Origin of the sequence: Burkholderia lata, from assembly GCF_000012945.1 — a bacterium.
Taxonomy (GTDB): Bacteria; Pseudomonadota; Gammaproteobacteria; order Burkholderiales; family Burkholderiaceae; genus Burkholderia; species Burkholderia lata.
In genome coordinates, this window is sequence record NC_007509.1 from 605,769 (window position 1) to 623,637 (window position 17,869).

Annotated in this window: 19 protein-coding genes; 16 read left to right on the forward strand and 3 right to left on the reverse strand. The window is 66.3% G+C overall.

Features of this window, described 5'->3' with window-relative positions:
* Positions 1–2: 2 nt before the first annotated feature.
* The gene (locus tag BCEP18194_RS02550) at positions 3–779 is read right to left on the reverse strand and encodes an SDR family NAD(P)-dependent oxidoreductase (protein WP_011349728.1); all 777 of its coding nucleotides are present in this window, start codon (positions 777–779) and stop codon (positions 3–5) included.
* A 184-nt stretch (positions 780–963) separates the two neighbouring features.
* Here BCEP18194_RS02550 and BCEP18194_RS02555 point away from each other — a divergent pair, with 184 nt between their 5' ends.
* From BCEP18194_RS02555 to BCEP18194_RS02620, 14 genes are all read left to right on the forward strand, one after another.
* Positions 964–1,866, forward strand: a complete 903-nt coding sequence (locus BCEP18194_RS02555; RefSeq protein WP_011349729.1) for a LysR family transcriptional regulator — start codon at positions 964–966, stop codon at positions 1,864–1,866.
* 239 nt (positions 1,867–2,105) lie between these two features.
* A complete protein-coding gene (locus BCEP18194_RS02560; RefSeq protein ID WP_011349730.1) occupies positions 2,106–2,543 on the forward strand; it encodes a hypothetical protein in 438 nt (145 codons plus the stop codon).
* A gap of 305 nt (positions 2,544–2,848) precedes the next feature.
* Entirely contained in the window at positions 2,849–3,562 is a 714-nt protein-coding gene (locus BCEP18194_RS02565) for a helix-turn-helix transcriptional regulator (protein WP_011349731.1), read from the forward strand.
* A gap of 109 nt (positions 3,563–3,671) precedes the next feature.
* Positions 3,672–5,174, forward strand: coding sequence for an indoleacetamide hydrolase (gene iaaH / locus BCEP18194_RS02570; protein WP_011349732.1), 1,503 nt, complete (start codon positions 3,672–3,674; stop codon positions 5,172–5,174).
* A gap of 633 nt (positions 5,175–5,807) precedes the next feature.
* On the forward strand, positions 5,808–6,944 hold the full coding sequence (locus tag BCEP18194_RS02575; protein ID WP_011349733.1) for a muconate/chloromuconate family cycloisomerase: 1,137 nt from the start codon (positions 5,808–5,810) through the stop codon (positions 6,942–6,944).
* Between the two features lie 50 nt (positions 6,945–6,994).
* Positions 6,995–7,939 carry a catechol 1,2-dioxygenase gene (catA, locus tag BCEP18194_RS02580; protein WP_011349734.1) on the forward strand — a complete coding sequence of 315 codons (945 nt, stop codon included), beginning with the start codon at positions 6,995–6,997 and terminating at the stop codon, positions 7,937–7,939.
* 114 nt (positions 7,940–8,053) lie between these two features.
* A complete protein-coding gene (locus BCEP18194_RS02585; RefSeq protein WP_041492445.1) occupies positions 8,054–9,412 on the forward strand; it encodes a Rieske 2Fe-2S domain-containing protein in 1,359 nt (452 codons plus the stop codon).
* Complete coding sequence (gene benB / locus BCEP18194_RS02590) at positions 9,409–9,897, forward strand: benzoate 1,2-dioxygenase small subunit (RefSeq protein WP_011349736.1); 489 nt, start codon at positions 9,409–9,411, stop codon at positions 9,895–9,897. The genes BCEP18194_RS02585 and benB overlap by 4 nt, the downstream gene beginning before the upstream one ends.
* A gap of 44 nt (positions 9,898–9,941) precedes the next feature.
* A complete protein-coding gene (gene benC, locus BCEP18194_RS02595; RefSeq protein ID WP_011349737.1) occupies positions 9,942–10,964 on the forward strand; it encodes a benzoate 1,2-dioxygenase electron transfer component BenC in 1,023 nt (340 codons plus the stop codon).
* Positions 10,965–10,966: 2 nt separating this feature from the next.
* The gene (gene benD / locus BCEP18194_RS02600; protein WP_041492446.1) at positions 10,967–11,737 is read left to right on the forward strand and encodes a benzoate diol dehydrogenase BenD; all 771 of its coding nucleotides are present in this window, start codon (positions 10,967–10,969) and stop codon (positions 11,735–11,737) included.
* Positions 11,738–11,828: 91 nt separating this feature from the next.
* Entirely contained in the window at positions 11,829–12,227 is a 399-nt protein-coding gene (locus BCEP18194_RS02605) for a RidA family protein (protein WP_011349739.1), read from the forward strand.
* A gap of 225 nt (positions 12,228–12,452) precedes the next feature.
* Positions 12,453–13,265, forward strand: a complete 813-nt coding sequence (locus tag BCEP18194_RS02610) for a creatininase family protein (RefSeq protein ID WP_041492447.1) — start codon at positions 12,453–12,455, stop codon at positions 13,263–13,265.
* A gap of 61 nt (positions 13,266–13,326) precedes the next feature.
* Entirely contained in the window at positions 13,327–14,505 is a 1,179-nt protein-coding gene (locus BCEP18194_RS02615) for a YncE family protein (protein WP_011349741.1), read from the forward strand.
* A gap of 242 nt (positions 14,506–14,747) precedes the next feature.
* Positions 14,748–15,230: a DUF1641 domain-containing protein gene (locus tag BCEP18194_RS02620; protein ID WP_041492593.1), complete on the forward strand. Its 483-nt coding sequence runs from the start codon at positions 14,748–14,750 to the stop codon at positions 15,228–15,230.
* A 132-nt stretch (positions 15,231–15,362) separates the two neighbouring features.
* On the opposite strand, the gene BCEP18194_RS02625 is transcribed toward BCEP18194_RS02620, so the two are convergent.
* A complete protein-coding gene (locus BCEP18194_RS02625; RefSeq protein WP_011349743.1) occupies positions 15,363–16,073 on the reverse strand; it encodes a response regulator in 711 nt (236 codons plus the stop codon).
* A 490-nt stretch (positions 16,074–16,563) separates the two neighbouring features.
* Between BCEP18194_RS02625 and BCEP18194_RS02630 the strand changes: the two genes are divergently transcribed.
* Entirely contained in the window at positions 16,564–16,896 is a 333-nt protein-coding gene (locus tag BCEP18194_RS02630; RefSeq protein ID WP_011349744.1) for a hypothetical protein, read from the forward strand.
* Positions 16,897–16,949: 53 nt separating this feature from the next.
* Positions 16,950–17,204: a hypothetical protein gene (locus BCEP18194_RS02635; protein WP_244272866.1), complete on the forward strand. Its 255-nt coding sequence runs from the start codon at positions 16,950–16,952 to the stop codon at positions 17,202–17,204.
* Between the two features lie 69 nt (positions 17,205–17,273).
* On the opposite strand, the gene BCEP18194_RS02640 is transcribed toward BCEP18194_RS02635, so the two are convergent.
* Entirely contained in the window at positions 17,274–17,813 is a 540-nt protein-coding gene (locus tag BCEP18194_RS02640) for a GNAT family N-acetyltransferase (protein ID WP_011349745.1), read from the reverse strand.
* Between the last annotated feature and the right edge of the window lie 56 nt (positions 17,814–17,869).

Below are 17,869 nucleotides of genomic sequence, written 5' to 3' on the forward strand. Positions count from 1 at the left end.
TGTCACGCCACCGAGTAACCGCCGTCGGCTACGAGCGCATGCCCTGACACGTAGCTGGAGTCATCCGATGCGAGGAACGCGACGATCGTCGCCATCTCCTCGGCGGAGCCCCAGCGTCCTGCCGGCGTCGACGCGGCGAATGCCTGTTGCGCATCTTCCGACGGCCAGATGCCGCGGTGATGGAACGGCGTCTCGATCAGTCCCGGGCACAGCGCGTTCACGCGCACGCCACGTTTGAACCATTCGATCGAAGCGGTCTTCGTCATCCCGATCACCGCGTGCTTGCTCGCGATATAGACCGACGCATTCTCGAAGCCGATCAGCCCGCCCATCGACGCGTTGTTGATGATGCTGCCCGAACCCTGCCGCAGCATGATTTCAGCGGCGTACTTCATCGAGTTGAACACGCCGCGCACGTTCGGTTCGAACACCCTGTCGAACCGCTCGGCATCCTGTTCGAGCAGCGGCGCGAACACGCCTTCCGTGCCGGCATTGTTGAACGCGATGTCGAGGCGTCCGTAGGTCTCTACTGCGAAATCGAACAGCTTGCGCAGGTCGTCTTCGTTCGCGACGTCCGCGACGAAGGCTTTGGCTTCGCCACCGGCGGTCACGATTTCGTCGACCAGTCGATCGAGCTCGGCCTTGCGCCGGGCGGAGACGACGACCTTTGCGCCGCGTCGCGCGAGTTCGATCGCGGACGCGCGGCCAATGCCGGAACTGGCGCCGGTTACGAGTGCGATGCGGCCGTCGAGTTGGGCCGGTTTCGTGTTTGCGTTCATGACGAGATGCTCCAAAGAGGTGAATGAAAGCGGCGCATGTGGCTGAGTTGAATCGGTTGCGATGCACGCTTGATGTGCATTGTGGTCGCTCGCTCGTCGTAAAAAAATGGAACAATGGCGCATTCAGAATTCCCGTTCCGGGAATGAAAAGCGCTGCCGCATGCGCGTGCCAGGAGGGCTCTCCATGCTCAACCGACTCGACATCCTGAAGATCTTTTCCGCGGCCGCCGCGGCCCCCACGTTCCGCGAGGCGGCAGCGCGCCTTGGCGTGTCGCCGCAGGTCGTGACGCGTGCAGTGCGCGACCTGGAGGAAATGCTCGGCGAAACGCTGTTTCACCGGACGACCCGAAGCATCCGGATCACCGCATTCGGGCAGGCGTTCGCGCGCGATGCGCAGACGGCGCTGGCTGCGGTCGATGGGCTGTTCGAGCCTGCGGCGGGCCAGGCCGATGAGCCGGTGGGCGTCGTCCGGATCACGGCGCCGTCGGGCATGGGGCGTCATTACGTCCAGCCGATCCTGAGCGATCTCATGCAGCGGTACCCGGGGCTCGTGCCCGACCTGCGACTGTCGGACGTGCCTTCGCCGGTGGTCGACGAACAGATCGACATCGGCGTGCGGGTCGGGGCGATCGGCGACAACCGCTTCGTCGCGCGCATGGTCGGGCCGTTGCCGATGTGGATCGTCGGCGCGCCGTCGCTAATCCGGCGGCTGGGCGAGCCCAAAAACCGCAAGGAACTCGAATCGATGCCGGTCACGTGCCTGATCGATCGCGCGAGCGGACGCGCGTGGCCGTGGATGTTTCGGGGGGAGCACCAGTTCGTCCCGTCGTCGCCGGCCTACCTGACGGACGATACCGAGGTGGAGATCGAAGCCGTGTGTGCGGGCGTGGGGCTGGGACAGTGCTCGGAGTATCTCGTCCGGCCGTACATCGACAAGGGCCGCCTCGTGCGGCTGCTGCCCGGCCTCGAGCCCGAGCCGTGGAAGCTGCACGTCTATCGGCCGCGACGCGGGCCGATGCCCCGGCGGATCCGGGTCGTGTACGACGAACTGGTGGCGAAGCTCGCGGGCGCGACGTGGCGAGGGTAGGCGGTGCGGCAGAGTTGCCCGGCCGCTGATCGGGTTGGCGCGAAGCGACGTCAACTCCCGCTCGACGGCACCGGCGCACCGGCGCACCGGCTAAGCAGTAACGTGCGCAGCGCGCGGCGATCCGGCCAACGGTGGTCGCACCATTCCCCGCAAGACACGCGGCAAGCCGACATATTGCGGCATCATCATGCTGCCGACGCACCGGCATTCGGTGCCCGATATTCGACTGGAGACGCTGCATGCCGATACCCCGGATTGAAACCCGCGACGCGATGGGCGACCCCGATGTGGTCTATCTCAACCCGGATCACGTGCTGTGGATGTCGCAGCCGACCGCCGCGCAGCGGCGGCCCGGCGGCACCGCGATTCGCGTGGACGACCGCGTGAAGGGCGGTTCGTTGCTGATGGCCGACAATCCGCCGGCCGCCCAACTGCTGCAGGATCTCGGGCCGTTCGTGACGGTGACGCTGGCGAACCCGTCGTCCGACTATCCGGACGGTCTCGTGCATGTGCGTGCGCATGCCATCGTCAAGATCGCGACGGACGACCACGACAAGCCACTCGCCGAGCGTACGATCGGCTGGGTCCACGTCCAGGACGGCTCCGCGTTCAAGGTCAGGGATTTCGCCGGCGTGGCCGCGCAATGGCAGGCGTCGGTGGCGGGTGCCGGCCGCTGAGCGGATCGTCACGCGTGCGCAATGATGCAGTGGCCTGCCGTGCCGCAGTGGGCCGGCCGTTATTCTCCTCGGGGAAACGGGTGCCTTGCGTCGTGCGCCGGGGCAAACCGCCCAGGTGTTGGCGGGCCGGGCCGACCATGAACCCTCTCGCTGTCGTATTCGATACGAGATACACGATGCGTCGATCAGCCGGGTAACATGGCGCATCGTGACGAACCCGTGCTCGTTCAGGCGTTCGCCGCGACAACCCCGTCGAAGCGCTCGATGCAGGTGTTCTCCACCGGCTTGCCGAGGAACCGTCCGTCATGAACCTTTCCGCGTCCGATATCACACCGGAGGAACTCCGGCTGTTCGGCGACATCGTCGCCCGCCTGGAAGAGCTGGGGCCGGTCGTCGACGTGAGGACGGTCGTGCTGCCCGCGATCACGCAACTGCTGCGCGCCGATTTCGCCGCGTCGTTCGATTGCGACGAACAAACGGGCCTGTGGCGCAACGGGTTCTCGTACAACGTCGACCCATTGCAAATCGCCCGGTACGAAGCGTGGTTCCAGCATGTCGATCCGGTCACGTCGCAACTGCGCGCGCGCCGCGTGGCGACCTGCGTCGACGACGTGGTGAACCGGCGCGAGCTCGAGCAGACCGAGTTCTACAACGATTTCCTGTGCCGCGACGGCATGCACCACGGCATCAACGTCTATGCGTTCGACGGCGCGACCCATGTGGGCGACCTGCGCATCTGGCGGGCGAAGGGGCGGCCCGATTTCACCGGGCGCGACAAGCTGCTGCTGAACGGCATCGAGCCGTTTTTCCGGCGCGCGCTGCTGCGACGGCGCCATGCGTGCGCGGGGCTGACCGAGCGCGAGAGCGACGTCGCGCGGCTCGTCGCCGCCGGCTATACCGACAAGGACGTTGCGCGCACGCTCGGTATCGGGGTGCCGACGGTGCGCACGCATCTGCGGCGCGTGATGGCGAAGAAGGGCGTCGCCAACCGCGCGAGCCTGGCGGCCGCGCTGGCGTGACCGGCTGCTCGACCTCCGGTCGCCGACCGGGGTCATCCATTGTGATGATGGGCGTCAAAATCGGCGCGTCCTACCTTGTGACGATCCCCTGTCACGAGGAACGACGACGATGCCCACCCTGGGAACCCTGACGCTCACCGAAGCCCGGCACGCGCTCCTGCGCCGGGAGTTTTCCTGTGTCGACTACGCGTACGCATTGATCGAGCGGCACGCACGCTGGCGCTACCTGAACGGCTTTACGTGCGTCGACGATGCGCGGCTGCTCGCCGAAGCGGCCCGTTGCGACCGCGATCTTGCGACGTCGGCCACCCCGCACGCGCTGCTGGGCCTGCCGATCGCGATCAAGGACAACATCGACACCGCCTGCCTGCCGACCGGTAACGGCACGCTGGCGCTGCACAACCGCGTGCCGCCGCAGCATGCGCCGGTCGTCGCGCGGCTGCTCGCACAAGGGGCGCTGATCGCGGGCAAGGCCAACCTGCACGAGCTGGCGTTCGGCGTGTCGGGCAACAACCGCGTGACGGGCGCGGTACGCAACCCGTACGACTTCAACCGGATTCCGGGCGGCAGCAGCAGCGGCTCGGGCGCGCTGGTCGGCGCGGGCGTGGTGCCCGCCGCGCTCGGGACGGACACCGGCGGTTCGGTCCGGATTCCGGCGGCGCTGTGCGGCGCCGTCGGCCTCCGGCCGACCGTGGGGCGCTATCCGTCGGGCGGCGTGGCGCCGATTTCGCGCACGCGCGACACCGTCGGGCCGATCGCGCGGTCGGTCGAGGACATCGCGCTGCTCGACGCGATCCTGTCGGGCACCGGCACCGGCACCGGCACCGGCACCGGCACCGGTGTGCCGACGGCGATGCCGATGCGCAGCACGACGCGCCCGGTGCGCCTGGCGGTCCCGCGCACGACGTTCTGGCGCGGCCTTGCTCAAGATGTCGAAATGGTGGCGAATGCCGCGGTGGCAAAGCTGGCGCAGGCGGGATTCGAGTGCGTCGATATCGACCTGAACGACTATCCGGGGTTCTTCGACGACGAGCCGGCCGTCATCGCGATGGTTGAATTCCGTTCGTCGATGCACGCGTACCTGGTCGAGAACGGCTACGACCTGTCGGTCGACGACATCGTCGCGAACGTGGGGAGCCCGGACGTCGCGAAGATCGCCCGCCATATCACCGGCCCCGACGGTATCGGCGAAGCGGCGTACCGCACCGCGCTCGACCGGCGTACGCGGTCGCGTGCCGCGTACCGGCAATGCCTCGCCGACAGCGGGGCCGATGCGCTCGTGTTTCCGACCACGATCGCCACCGCGTGCCCGATCCCGGCGGGCGACGCGATGATCCTCAACGGCGCACCCGCTTCGGTGTTCTCGACCTACATCCGGAATACCGAGCCGGGCAGCAATGCCGGTATCCCGGGCATGACCCTCCCGGCCGGCCTGACGGCGGCTGGGCTACCGGTCGGCCTCGCACTGGATGGAGCGGCCGGCACCGATCGCGAACTCATCGCGGTCGCGCTGGAAGTCGAACGGGTGCTCGGGCGGTTGCCGGCGCCCGATGACGGGTATGGGGTGGAGGGCAGGCTGGGCGGATATCCGCCCAGCGACGGCACTTCGTGACGCATAGTCTGCCAGGGCGTTTGGCGAGCCGATCGCAACGGGTTGCGATCGGCTCGGACGCCGCATTCCTGGCAGCGCGCCGGTGCGGCTAGCGGGACATCGACGGAATGGAACTCGTGGTTGCCTTCGCATAGAAGCCGACCAGCCTGCGCGTGAGGCGGACTGCCCTGACGCGGAGTCCTTCACGTGCCCGACCCGATGTGCAAACACGGCTACGGGGAATCCTGCCTCCGCCACATAGTCTTGAGCCGGCAACCGGTCGGAGCAGGCGACCACGAAGCCGGTCGCCAACCGCACCTATCGAGAAACTTGCCCACGAGCGCCCCGGATGAGGCATCAGGAAAACCCTGACAGCGCCCGCCGAGGCCGCTTTTTTGCGTCGCCGCGGGCACGGCGACCGATGCCACTCCCGTCTCCGGCCGCCCGCATCCCGGGTGGTCGCTCCCCTCGATCCAGCATGGCTTTCAGGCCGTATTGCCTGTCATGACGGGTATGGTAAACGGCGATATCCCACGAATATCCCCGAATTTCAATACCTGTCAGGTATTGAAAAAGCCGCCTAAAAGTATTGGACGCTCGATCCGGCCGAGACGTATAAATCGCCTCAAGCACTTCACCCACACGGCAAGCCCCATGTCCTCCGTCACCATCGAACGCATCGAAACCCGCCTCGTCGACCTGCCGACGATCCGCCCGCACAAGCTGTCGGTGGCCACGATGCACGGCCAGACGCTGATGCTCGTGAAGGTGTTCTGCAGCGACGGCGTGACGGGCCTCGGCGAAGGCACGACGATCGCCGGCATGGCGTACGGCCCGGAAAGCCCCGAAGCGATGAAGCTGGCGATCGACACGTATCTCGCCCCGGCGATCGTCGGCAAGGACGCGACGCGCATCCAGACGCTGATGGCGTTCCTCGGCAAGCTCGCGAAGGTCAATCACTTCGCGAAGAGCGCACTCGAAACCGCGCTGCTCGACGCACATGGCAAGCGGCTCGGCGTGCCGGTGAGCGAGCTGCTCGGCGGCCGCCGCCGCGATCGCCTGCCGGTCGCGTGGACGCTCGCCTCGGGCGACACGGCCACCGACATCGCCGAAGCCGAACGGATGCTCGACCAGCGTCGTCACAACGTATTCAAGCTGAAGATCGGCGCAAAGTCGCCGGAGACGGATATCCGCCACGTGGCCGAGATCAAGAAGGCCGTCGGCGATCGCGCGTCGGTGCGTGTCGACGTGAACATGGCGTGGAGCGAAACGCAGGCCGCGCGCGCGATTCCGGCGCTGGCCGATGCCGGCTGCGAACTGGTCGAGCAGCCGGTGGCCTCGGCCGCGGCGCTGGCGCGCCTGATGCGCCGCTTCCCGGTCGCGCTGATGGCCGACGAAATCCTGCAAGGCCCCGACAGCGCCTTCGACATCGCGAAGCATCACGGCGCGGACGTGTTCGCGATCAAGATCGAGCAAAGCGGCGGCCTGTTCGCCGCGCAGCGCGTCGCCGCGATCGCGGATGCGGCCGGCATCGAGCTGTACGGCGGCACGATGCTCGAAGGCGCATTCAGCACGGTGGCGTCCGCGCACCTGTTCGCGAGTTTCGCGAACCTGCAGTGGGGCACCGAACTGTTCGGGCCGCTGCTGATCACCGAAGAGATCCTGACGCAGCCGCTGGACTACAGCGACTTCGAACTGACCGTGCCGGACGGCCCCGGTCTCGGCATTGAACTCGACGAAGACAAAGTCAGGCGATTCACCCGCGACGGGCTGACGAAAGTCGCGCGGTAGCCCGAGTCAGGCCAAGCCGTCACCCCCCAAATACACGTGGAGACACCATCATGAGCGTCAAAGTTTTCGAGTCCCGGGAAGTGCAGGATCTGCTGAAGGCCGCGTCGAACGCGGGCGCGGACAGCGCGAAGGGCGGCAACGCGCGCACGCAGCAGGTCGTGCTGCGGTTGCTGGGCGACCTGTTCAAGGCGATCGACGATCTCGACATCACGCCCGACGAAGTGTGGGCGGGCGTCAACTACCTGAACAAGCTCGGCCAGGACGGCGAAGCGGCGCTGCTCGCGGCCGGCCTCGGCCTCGAGAAGTTTCTCGACATCCGGATGGATGCCGCGGACAAGGCGGTCGGCCTCGACGGCGGCACGCCGCGCACGATCGAAGGGCCGCTGTATGTGGCCGGCGCACCGGTGCGCGACGGCGTGTCGAAGATCGACCTCGACGCGGATGACGGCGCGGGCCCGCTCGTGATCCACGGCACAGTCACCGGCCTCGACGGCAAGCCGATCGCGGGCGCGCTGGTCGAATGCTGGCACGCGAACTCGCACGGCTTCTATTCGCACTTCGACCCGACCGGCAAGCAGAGCGATTTCAACCTGCGCGGCGCGGTTAAGACGGGCGCGGACGGCAAGTACGAATTCCGCACGCTGATGCCGGTCGGCTACGGCTGCCCGCCGCACGGCGCGACGCAGCAACTGCTGAACGGTCTCGGCCGCCACGGCAACCGTCCGGCGCACGTGCACTTCTTCGTCGACAGCAACGACCACCGCAAGCTGACGACGCAGTTCAACATCGACGGCGATCCGCTGATCTGGGATGACTTCGCGTATGCGACACGCGAGGAGTTGATCCCGCCCGTGGTCGACAAGACCGGCGGCACGGCGCTCGGCATGAAGGCCGATGCGTACCAGGACATCGAGTTCAACTTTGTCCTGACGCCGCTGGTGCAGGGCAAGGACAACCAGGTCGTCCACCGCCTGCGCGCAGCCGCGACGGCGTAACCGCCCGCCGGCGCGGCGCCGATGCGCCGCCGCCGGCCGGGTTTCCGCGAGATTCAACCGATTACCGATGCGAGCGTGCTTGCAGGACGCGGCACGCGCATGGGAGGAGCCAACATGTCCGCCACGATCGACCAAGCCACCGACCTGGACCACCTGCTCGCCACCGCCGTGCAGGACGACAAGGAGGCCGGCGTATTCCGCTGCCGCCGCGACATCTTCACGAACGCCGAGCTGTACGAGCTCGAGATGAAGCACATCTTCGAGAGCAACTGGGTGTACCTGGCGCACGAAAGCCAGATCCCGGCGAACAACGATTACTACACGACGTGGATCGGCCGCCAGCCGATCGTGATCACGCGCGACAAGACCGGCGAGCTGCACGCGGTGATCAATGCCTGCGCGCACAAGGGCGCGATGCTGTGCCGCCGCAAGCACGGCAACAAGGGCAGCTTCACGTGCCCGTTCCACGGCTGGACCTTCTCGAACACCGGCAAGCTGCTGAAGGTGAAGGACGAGAAAACGACCGAGTATCCGGTGCAGTTCAACACGCACGGCTCGCACGACCTGAAGAAGGTCGCGCGTTTCGAGAACTATCGCGGCTTCCTGTTCGGCAGCCTCAGCGCCGACGTGCTGCCGCTCGAGGAATACCTCGGCGAAGCGCGCGTGATCATCGACCAGATCGTCGACCAGGCGCCGAACGGGCTCGAAGTGCTGCGCGGCAACTCGTCCTACATCTACGAAGGCAACTGGAAGATGCAGATGGAGAACGGCTGCGACGGCTACCACGTCAGCACCGTGCACTGGAACTACGCGGCGACGATGGGCCGCCGCAAGGAAGACGGCACCAAGGCCGTCGATGCGAACAGCTGGAGCAAGTCGGTCGCGGGCGTGTACGGCTTCGACAACGGCCACATCCTGCTGTGGACGCAGACGATGAACCCGGAAGTGCGGCCCGTGTACCAGCACCGTGAAGAGATCAAGGCGCGCGTCGGCGACGTGCAGGCCGACTTCATCGTCAACCAGACCCGCAACCTGTGCGTGTACCCGAACGTGTTCCTGATGGACCAGTTCAGCACGCAGATCCGCGTCGTGCGGCCGCTCGGCGTCGACAAGACCGAAGTCACGATCTTCTGCTTCGCGCCGAAGGGCGAGAGCGAGACCGATCGCACGATCCGGATCCGCCAGTACGAGGATTTCTTCAACGTGACGGGCATGGGCACGGCCGACGATCTCGAGGAGTTCCGCGCATGCCAGGCCGGCTATGCGGGCATCACGGCGATGTGGAACGACCTGTCGCGCGGCGCGCCGCTGTGGGTCGACGGCCCGGACGAGAACGCGAAGAAGATGGGGCTGAACCCGCGCATTTCCGGCGAGCGCAGCGAGGACGAAGGGCTGTTCGTGTGCCAGCACGAACACTGGGTGCATGTGATGCGCGATGCGCTGAAGAAGGAACGCGGGGAGGTGGCAGCATGAGCTTCGATTACCGGACTGTCTGCGCGGCGCTGTATCGCGAAGCGCGCCTGCTCGACGATCGCCAGTGGGACGAGTGGCTGACCTGCTACACGGAGGACGTCACGTACTGGATGCCCGCGTGGGACGACGACGATCGGCCGACCGAGGATCACCAGAGCCAGATCTCGCTGATGTACTACCCGGACCGCGGCGGCCTCGAGGATCGCGTGTTCCGGATCAAGACCGAGCGCAGCGGCGCATCGACGCCCGAGCCGCGCACCAGCCACAACGTGACGAACGTCGAGGTGCTGGCCGAACGCGACGGCGAGGTGGACGTGCGCTACAACTTTCACACGCTGAACCACCGCTACCGCGTGACCGATCATTTCTTCGGCACGATGTTCGTCACGTTGCGCAAGGTGGGTGATGAACTGCTGATCTCGTACAAGAAGATCGTGCTGAAGAACGACTACATCCGGCAGGTGCTCGACGTCTATCACGTCTGACACCGTTGCCTTGTCATGAAAGAACAGGAAGTGGAGGTGACGCCATGTCCAGCTACAAGATTGCACTGAACTTCGAGGACGGGGTAACCCGCTTCATCGATTGCAAGGCCGGCGAGAAGGTGCTCGATGCAGCCTTCCGCGCGAAGATCAACCTGCCGATGGATTGCTCCGACGGCGTGTGCGGCACCTGCAAGTGCCGCGCCGAAAGCGGCAGCTACGACCTCGGCGACGATTACATCGAAGACGCGCTCACCGAAGACGAAAAGGACGGCGGCCTCGTGCTGACCTGCCAGATGGTGCCGCAAAGCGATTGCGTGATCGCGGTGCCGACGTCGTCGGTCGCTTGCAAGACGGGCCAGAGCGGGTTCGCCGCCACGGTGACGAAGGTCGAGCAGCACAACGATGCGGCCGTCGTGCTCGAACTCGACGTCGGCGCGGCCGCGCCCGTCTTCCTGCCGGGCCAGTACGTGAACATCGACGTGCCCGCGAGCGGGCAGCACCGGTCCTACTCGTTCTCGTCGGCGCCGGCCGATGCGAAGGTCAGCTTCCTGATCAAGAAGATCCCCGGCGGCGTGATGAGCACGTGGCTCGAATCGGCGCAGCCCGGCGACAAGCTGGAACTGCACGGGCCGCTCGGCAGTTTCTACCTGCGCGACGTGCAGCGGCCGCTGCTGTTCCTCGCGGGCGGCACCGGGCTGGCGCCGTTCCTGTCGATGCTCGAAGTGCTGGCGCGCAGCGGGTCGCAGCAGAAGGTGCACCTGATCTACGGCGTGACGCGCGATCTCGACCTCGTACTGGTCGAAGCGATCGAAGCCTTCGCGGCGACGCTGCCGAACTTCAGCTTCGCGACGGTCGTCGCGGATGCGGCGTCGAGCCATGCGCGCAAGGGCTGGGTCACGCAGCACATCCCGGCCGATGCGCTGAACGACGGCGACGTCGACGTATATCTGTGCGGGCCGCCGCCGATGGTCGACGCGGTGCGCAAGTACTTCGACGACGAAGGCGTGAAGCCGAACAGCTTCCACTACGAGAAGTTCACCCCCAACGTCACGGCAAAGGCGGCGTGATCATGCAACGATTCTCTGGCAAGGTCATCGTCGTCACGGGCGCCGCGCAGGGCATCGGCCGCGGCGTCGCGCTGCGCGCGGCGGCCGAAGGCGGCAGGGTGCTGTTCGTCGATCGCGCGGATTTCGTCGCCGAGGTCGCGGCCGAAGCGACCGGTGGCGAGACGGCGGGCTTCGTCGCCGATCTCGAAACGTACGACGGTGCGCATGCGGCGATCGCACACGCGGTGCAGGCATTCGGCGGCATCGACATCCTGATCAACGGCGTCGGCGGCGCGATTCGCATGCGCCCGTTCGCCGAATTCGAGCCCGCGCAGATCGATGCGGAAATCCGTCGCTCGCTGATGCCGACGCTCTATACGTGCCACGCGGTGCTGCCGCACCTGCTCGCGCGCGGCGGCGGCACGATCGTCAACATCTCGTCGAACGCGACGCGCGGCATCCGCCGCGTGCCGTACTCGGCGGCGAAAGGCGGCGTCAATGCGCTGACGGCAGCGCTCGCGATGGAATACGCGGCGCACAACATCCGGGTCGTGGCCACCGCGCCGGGCGGCACCAGTGCGCCGCCGCGCCGCGTGCCGCGCAATGCGGCCGGCGACAGCGAACGGGAACAGGCATGGATGGGCGAGGCCGTGCGCCAGGTCACGGAATCGACGTTCCTCAAGCGCTACGGCAGCCTCGACGAGCAGATCGCGCCGATCCTGTTCCTCGCGTCCGACGAGGCGAGCTACATCACCGGCACGGTGCTGCCGGTCGCGGGCGGCGATACGGGTTGAGCGGCGTGCCGTGACGCCGCTTGCACGTGTTCAACGTGTGTTCCTCGACAACCAACCGGCCGGCGCGACGACGCCGGCCGCGGAGCCCCCCATGCGTGATCGCAAAGCCATCGTTCCGGCGGGAATGGAAGCGGTGTACGAGAAAATCGGCTACGCACCGGGCCTGAAGGTCGGCGATACGCTGTACGTTTCCGGCCAGATCGGCCGCGACGCGGCGATGCAGCTCGTCGAAGGCCGTGAAGCCCAGATCGTGCAGGCGTTCGACAATTTGAAGCGCGTGCTGGAAGCTGCCGGCGCTTCGTTCAACGACGTGGTCGACTTGACGACCTTCCACACCGACATGCGCGACCTGCCGCTGTTCATGCAGGTGCGCGACCGCTACCTCGCTGCGCACCCGAAGCCGGCGTGGACGGCGGTGGGTGCGCACATGCTGGGCGGCGCGCCGGGCTATATCGTCGAGATCAAGGCGGTGGCCGTGTTGCCGGCGTGATGTACGAGGTGCGGGCGCGAGGTGCCGCAGTCCATGCATCGAATCGGCTCGTCGCGTGCTGACATGGCGCGAGAGATTTCGCGACGCAAGACGGAATCCTGACGAATGGCTTTCTCGCGACCTTCGACGTGAATCGTCGTGCGGCGGTCAGCGACAAGTCGGGCGAGTTCGTTTATGGTGCGAGGGAACGCAGCGTCGTTTCTTTCCTTCCGTCGAGAATCCGCGATGAAATGCCTGCCACGCGCCATCTTCGCCGCCCTCGCTTTCACCGTCGCGCAAGCCGCGCTCGCCCAGGTGCCGGGAACGGTGCAGCTCGAAGACATGACCTGGACCGAACTGCGCGACAGCATCCGGGCCGGCAAGACCACGATCCTGATTCCGATCGGCGCGACCGAGCAAAGCGGGCCGTACGTCGCGCTCGGCAAGCACAACGCGCGGGTCAGGGTATTGTCCGAGCGAATCGCGGAAGGGCTTGGCAACGCGATCGTTGCGCCCGTCATTGCCTATGTGCCGGAGGGCGGCTATGCGCCGCCGACGTCGCACATGCGCTTCCCGGGCACGATCACCGTGCCTGACGACGTCTTCGAAAAGACCCTCGAATCCGCGGCCAACAGTTTCCGGGTGCATGGCTTCACGAACATCGTGTTCCTCGGCGACCACGGCGGCTACCAGAACGACATCAAGCAGTCGGTCGCCCGGCTCAACAAGTCGTGGGCCGGCACGGGGGCGCGCGCGTTCGTGCCATCCGCGTATTACGGCACCAGTTCCGACGGTTACGACCAGATCCTGCGCGAGCACGGTGTGCCGGCCGCGGATATCGGCACGCATGCGGGGCTGGCCGACACGTCGCTGCTGCTGGCGGTCGAGCCGCGCATGGTCAGGGTCGACAAGCTGCGCAATGCCGCGAAGCCCGGCGCCGTCGACGGTGTCTATGGCGGCGATCCGCGTCATGCGAGTGTCGAACTCGGCCGGCTCGGCACCGACGCCATCGTGTCGCGCACTGTCGACGCAATCAGAAAGGAAATAGCCGGCCGCTGACGCAGCCGCGCCATCGCGCTACCTTTGCCGTCGTTCCATTCAATCGAACAGGGACATCGTCATGCAACCGCGCTTTCGCCGTCACATCCGCTTTCCCCGTTCCGCGATCGTCATCGTGGCAGCGCTGGCCGGCTTCGGTGCCCACGGGGCGATCGCGGCGTCCGCTGTCGCGGCCGTGCCCGGGATGCCGCCCGTCATCCACCCCGACAACCTGTACAGCGAGGCGCAGGCCGGCCGCATGAGCGCGGCGGTAGCGGGCGCGTTGCCGCGCATCTATGTGCCGAACCTGAGATCGAACGACGTCTACGTGATCGACCCGGCCACGTACAAGGTCGTCGACCGGTTCGCCGTCGGCCGCAGTCCGCAGCACGTCGTGCCGGCATGGGATCTGCAGACGCTGTGGGTCGCGAACAATGCGGAAGGGCGGACTGACGGCAGCCTGACGCCGATCGACCCGAAGACGGGCAAGCCCGGCCAGGCAGTGAGCGTCGACGATCCGTACAACATGTATTTCACGCCCGACGGCAAGGACGCGATCGTGGTGGCCGAGGCGCACGCGCGGCTCGACTTCCGCGACCCGAAAACGATGGCACTGAAGTCGAGCCTCGACGTGCCGCAATGCAAAGGCATCAACCATGCCGACTTTTCGATCGACGGCCGGTACGCGCTCTTCACGTGCGAGTTCGGCGGCAAGCTGGCGAAGATCGATTTCGTGAACCGCAAGGTGGTCGGCTACCTCGAACTCGACCGGAAAGGGATGCCGCAGGACATCCGCGTATCGCCGGACGGCAAGGTGTTCTATGTCGCCGACATGATGGCGGACGGCGTATACGTCATCGATGGCGACGCCTTCACGAAGATCGGCTTCATCCCGACCGGCGTCGGGACGCACGGGCTGTACCCAAGCCGCGACGGCACGCAGCTCTATATCGCGAATCGCGGCTCCAATCGCGTCCACGGGCCGCACCACGGCAAGGGCAGCGTATCGGTGCTCGATTTCGCGACCCGCAAGGTGGTCGCGACCTGGCCGATTCCCGGCGGCGGCAGCCCCGACATGGGCAACGTCAGCGCGGACGGCAAGACGTTATGGCTGTCGGGCCGCTTCGATGACGTCGTCTATGCGATCGACACCGCGAGCGGCGCGGTCCGGTTGATTCCCGTCGGCATGGAGCCGCACGGCCTGACAGTGTGGCCGCAGCCGGGGCGTTATTCGCTGGGCCATACGGGAAACATGCGGTAGGACGGCGCCCGGTCAGCGCGGACCGGCACGGCCGCTCGGCACGCGGGCCACATGGCTCGCCGATGAAACCCGCGCAAGCAACCGCCGTGGCGCAAACCGCGCGCGGTTCGTGCGCCGGTCCGGCCCGTCGCCGCGCATGGCGGCCGCGGCTGGCGGGCACACGGTGTCACATGAGCGAGACGCAACCGGCGCGCGTGGCCGCCGTCGCGGCGGCCACGTGGCGTCCCAACCGGAGAAAGCCGATGACCGAACGTCAGTCCCCCGACACGACGCCTCCGCACGCGGAGCCCAGTGCGCATGATGCGCTCGAACATTTGCTCGGCAGCCTGCACCGGCATGGATTCCTGCATCTGGCGACCGAGGTCGTCAGCGCGAACGCACGGCTGGCCGACACGTTCGTCGACGCGCTCGACAAGCCGGGCATGCAGAGCGGCATGCAGAATCTCGCGGTGCTGCTGATGGCGCTGTCGCGCATTCCGCCGGAGCAGTTCGGCAAGGCCGTGTTCGCGGCCGCCGACGCGCTGCACCACATCGGCGCGTGGCAGCCGGCGCAGCACGCGCATGTCGCACCCGGCGTGCGCGGTGCGTACCGGCTGCTGCACGACGAAGCGCTGTGGGACGCGTTGACGCCGTTGCTCGAAGGGTTGAAGGTGTTCGCGCAAGGGCTTGCGCGCGATCCGGAGACGCCCGTTACCGCGCTCGGCGAGAAGACAACGGGTACGTGACGGTGTCCGGTTGCCGACCTGCACGAACGCGAATGGCAGCGGTCGCAGGGGCGGATGGGCAGCCGATCAACGCGTGACGTCGTGCGCTACGACAGGTCGCACGCCGTCCAGCGCGTCACTGCGCCTGCCGCATCAATCCCAAGCGTGCTTGCTGAACTGATAGCCCTTGCAGCGGATCGTCTTGATCCGCTTCGGTTCCGTGACGTCGTCATGCAGCTTGCGACGCAGCTTCGAGATGCGGCCGTCGATCGAGCGGTCGAAGCCGTCGAACTCGATGCCGCGTAACAGCTGCGTCAGGTCTTCGCGGCTGACTACTTCACCGGCACGGCAGACGAGCGCCCACAGCAGGTCGAATTCGGTCGACGTCAGGCGCGGCGCGCTACCGTCGGGAAGGTGAACCTTGCGATCCGCCCGGTCGATCGAGAACTTTCCGAACTGGAATCGAAGTGGCGATACGGGTTCGACGTCGCCCGGGCGCATGCGCATCCGTCGCAGGTGAGCCTTGATTCGCGCGAGCAGAATGCGCGGCTCGACCGGCTTGTGGAGAAAATCGTCTGCGCCGAATTCCAGGCCGAGCAACTCGTCGAACAGTTCGTCGCGGCCCGTCATCATGATGACGATGCCGTCGTACCGCATGCGTGCCTCGCGGCAAATCTCGAAGCCGTCCTTGCCCGGCAGGTTGATGTCGAGAAGCACCAGGTCGGGATGACGCGCGACGATCGTGGCTACGGCATCGGTGCCGTCAAGCAGCGTGTCCACCTCGTACTGATGCATGCGCAGATAGTCTGCGATCAGCGCGGACAGTTGGGCGTCGTCTTCGACGAGCAGGATTCGGATGGGCATCGCTGAACGAGGGGGTAAAACGGGAAAATGGCGAGCGGTTAGGCCCAGTCCGAATGCGTGGTAGCCAAGGCGACGCGGATGATACTGCGAAACATTCCGGTGGAATGTGGCGAAATATGCACCGCCCGTTGAACCTGGGGGCACGGAAATCCTTGTCGTCGTGCGGCAAACGTCGACGAACGGCCCGATGGGCGGGCGAAATCCTTCAGCGCGATATCTGGCTTGTCGCCGGCGGCGAACACTGACCCGGTGTTGTTCGGGCGAAAACGTTTGCGGAAAGCAGCTTGTGCGGATGCCGCTACGCCGCTCGATTCAGGCCAGGTAAAGATTACTCGACAGATCATTACGAAATATTACACGATCTGTGGTGGATGGCTCCCTACAATTCTCGAGACCGCCGTCTTTGAATGCGTGCGGATCTGCGTTGACACCGCACTTGCCTTCGACCGGAAAGCTTGTCGGCAGTGCGACAGACACATAGGAATACGAAATGGAGCCGTTGCAAGTCATCCAGCGTATCGAGGTGCTCACGAATGCGATCGAAGTCGCGGTCGCCCGCGCCGACTGGAGCGAGGCCGTCCGGGCCGCCGAAACACGTTCGATGTTCCTGATGACGCTTGTGCCCGATCAACCCGACGAGGTTCACGCGGCCATCGGGAAAATGTGGGAGATCGACATCCGGATCTCCACCGCCGCACGGGAAACGCTGGAAGCCCTCGTCACCGAGGGCCGGAAGGCGTTGCACGAAACCGGGCTCGCGGCGCAGTCGCTGTCGCGCGGCGCGCAAGCGCTGGCTTCCCGGTCCCCTGCGTGGCTCTCGTGAGTTTCACGGCCCCTCGCGACACCCAGGCTCAATACGCGGACACGTCTTTGGAGGTGCCTGCCCGTTCTCAACGTTTCGGTGGCGGTATGCGATTTCGAAAACGCGTCAGTTATGTCGATGCAACACGGTGGTTCGCCGATGGCGACCATGATCGGGTGGAGGCCCGTGAGGGCGGCCGGGCGGTCGCCACGCCGGAAGGCTGGCGTTCGGTGAAGTCGGGTGACTGGATCCTGCTCGATGAGTGCGGCAACTGCTGGCCGATGGACAACCGGCTCTTTACGAGCCTTTATGAGCCGGCGGTGGAATGAGCAGGGAGGGCGCGCCGGCGCCGCAAGTCGATGCGGTACGCCGACGATAACTTGTACCTCGTCAACAGCCTATCGGCTCGCGCGCGAAAACAGCAATGAATCGGTGTCGTTGAACCGGATCTGCACCGGCTCCCCATAACCGGCCTTTTCCGCCACGCGGATCGACGCGACGTTGGTCGGCGCGATCAGGCACACGCTGCGCTCGAACCGTTGTTGCCCGTCGAGCCACGCCAGCGCAGCCGAGAGCGCCTCGGTCGCGTAACCCTTGCCGTGCGCCCACGTCGCCAGTGCCCAGCCGGCTTCCGGCACGTTGCGAATCGACGGCTCGATGAGCCGGTGGAAATCGGCGAAGCCGAGATCGCCGACATAGCGGCCCGATGCCTTCTCGCGAATCGCCCAGTAGCCATAGCCAAGCAGCGGCCACAGCCCGCGATACGCGAGCATGCGCATCCACGAGTCGCGCGGTGCGGACGGCTCGCCGTTGAAGATGTGCTCGACGACCTTCGGCTCGGCCCACATCGTGGCGAGCGCCTCGAAGTCGCCGAGCGGATGGCCTTCGAGGATGAGACGCGGTGTGTCGAGAACGGGCGGTGAGGAGATGAGTGGCATCGGGTTTCCGGAAAGGAAGGGGCATGGGACGGCCTGGCCGTCAGCACGTCGATGCC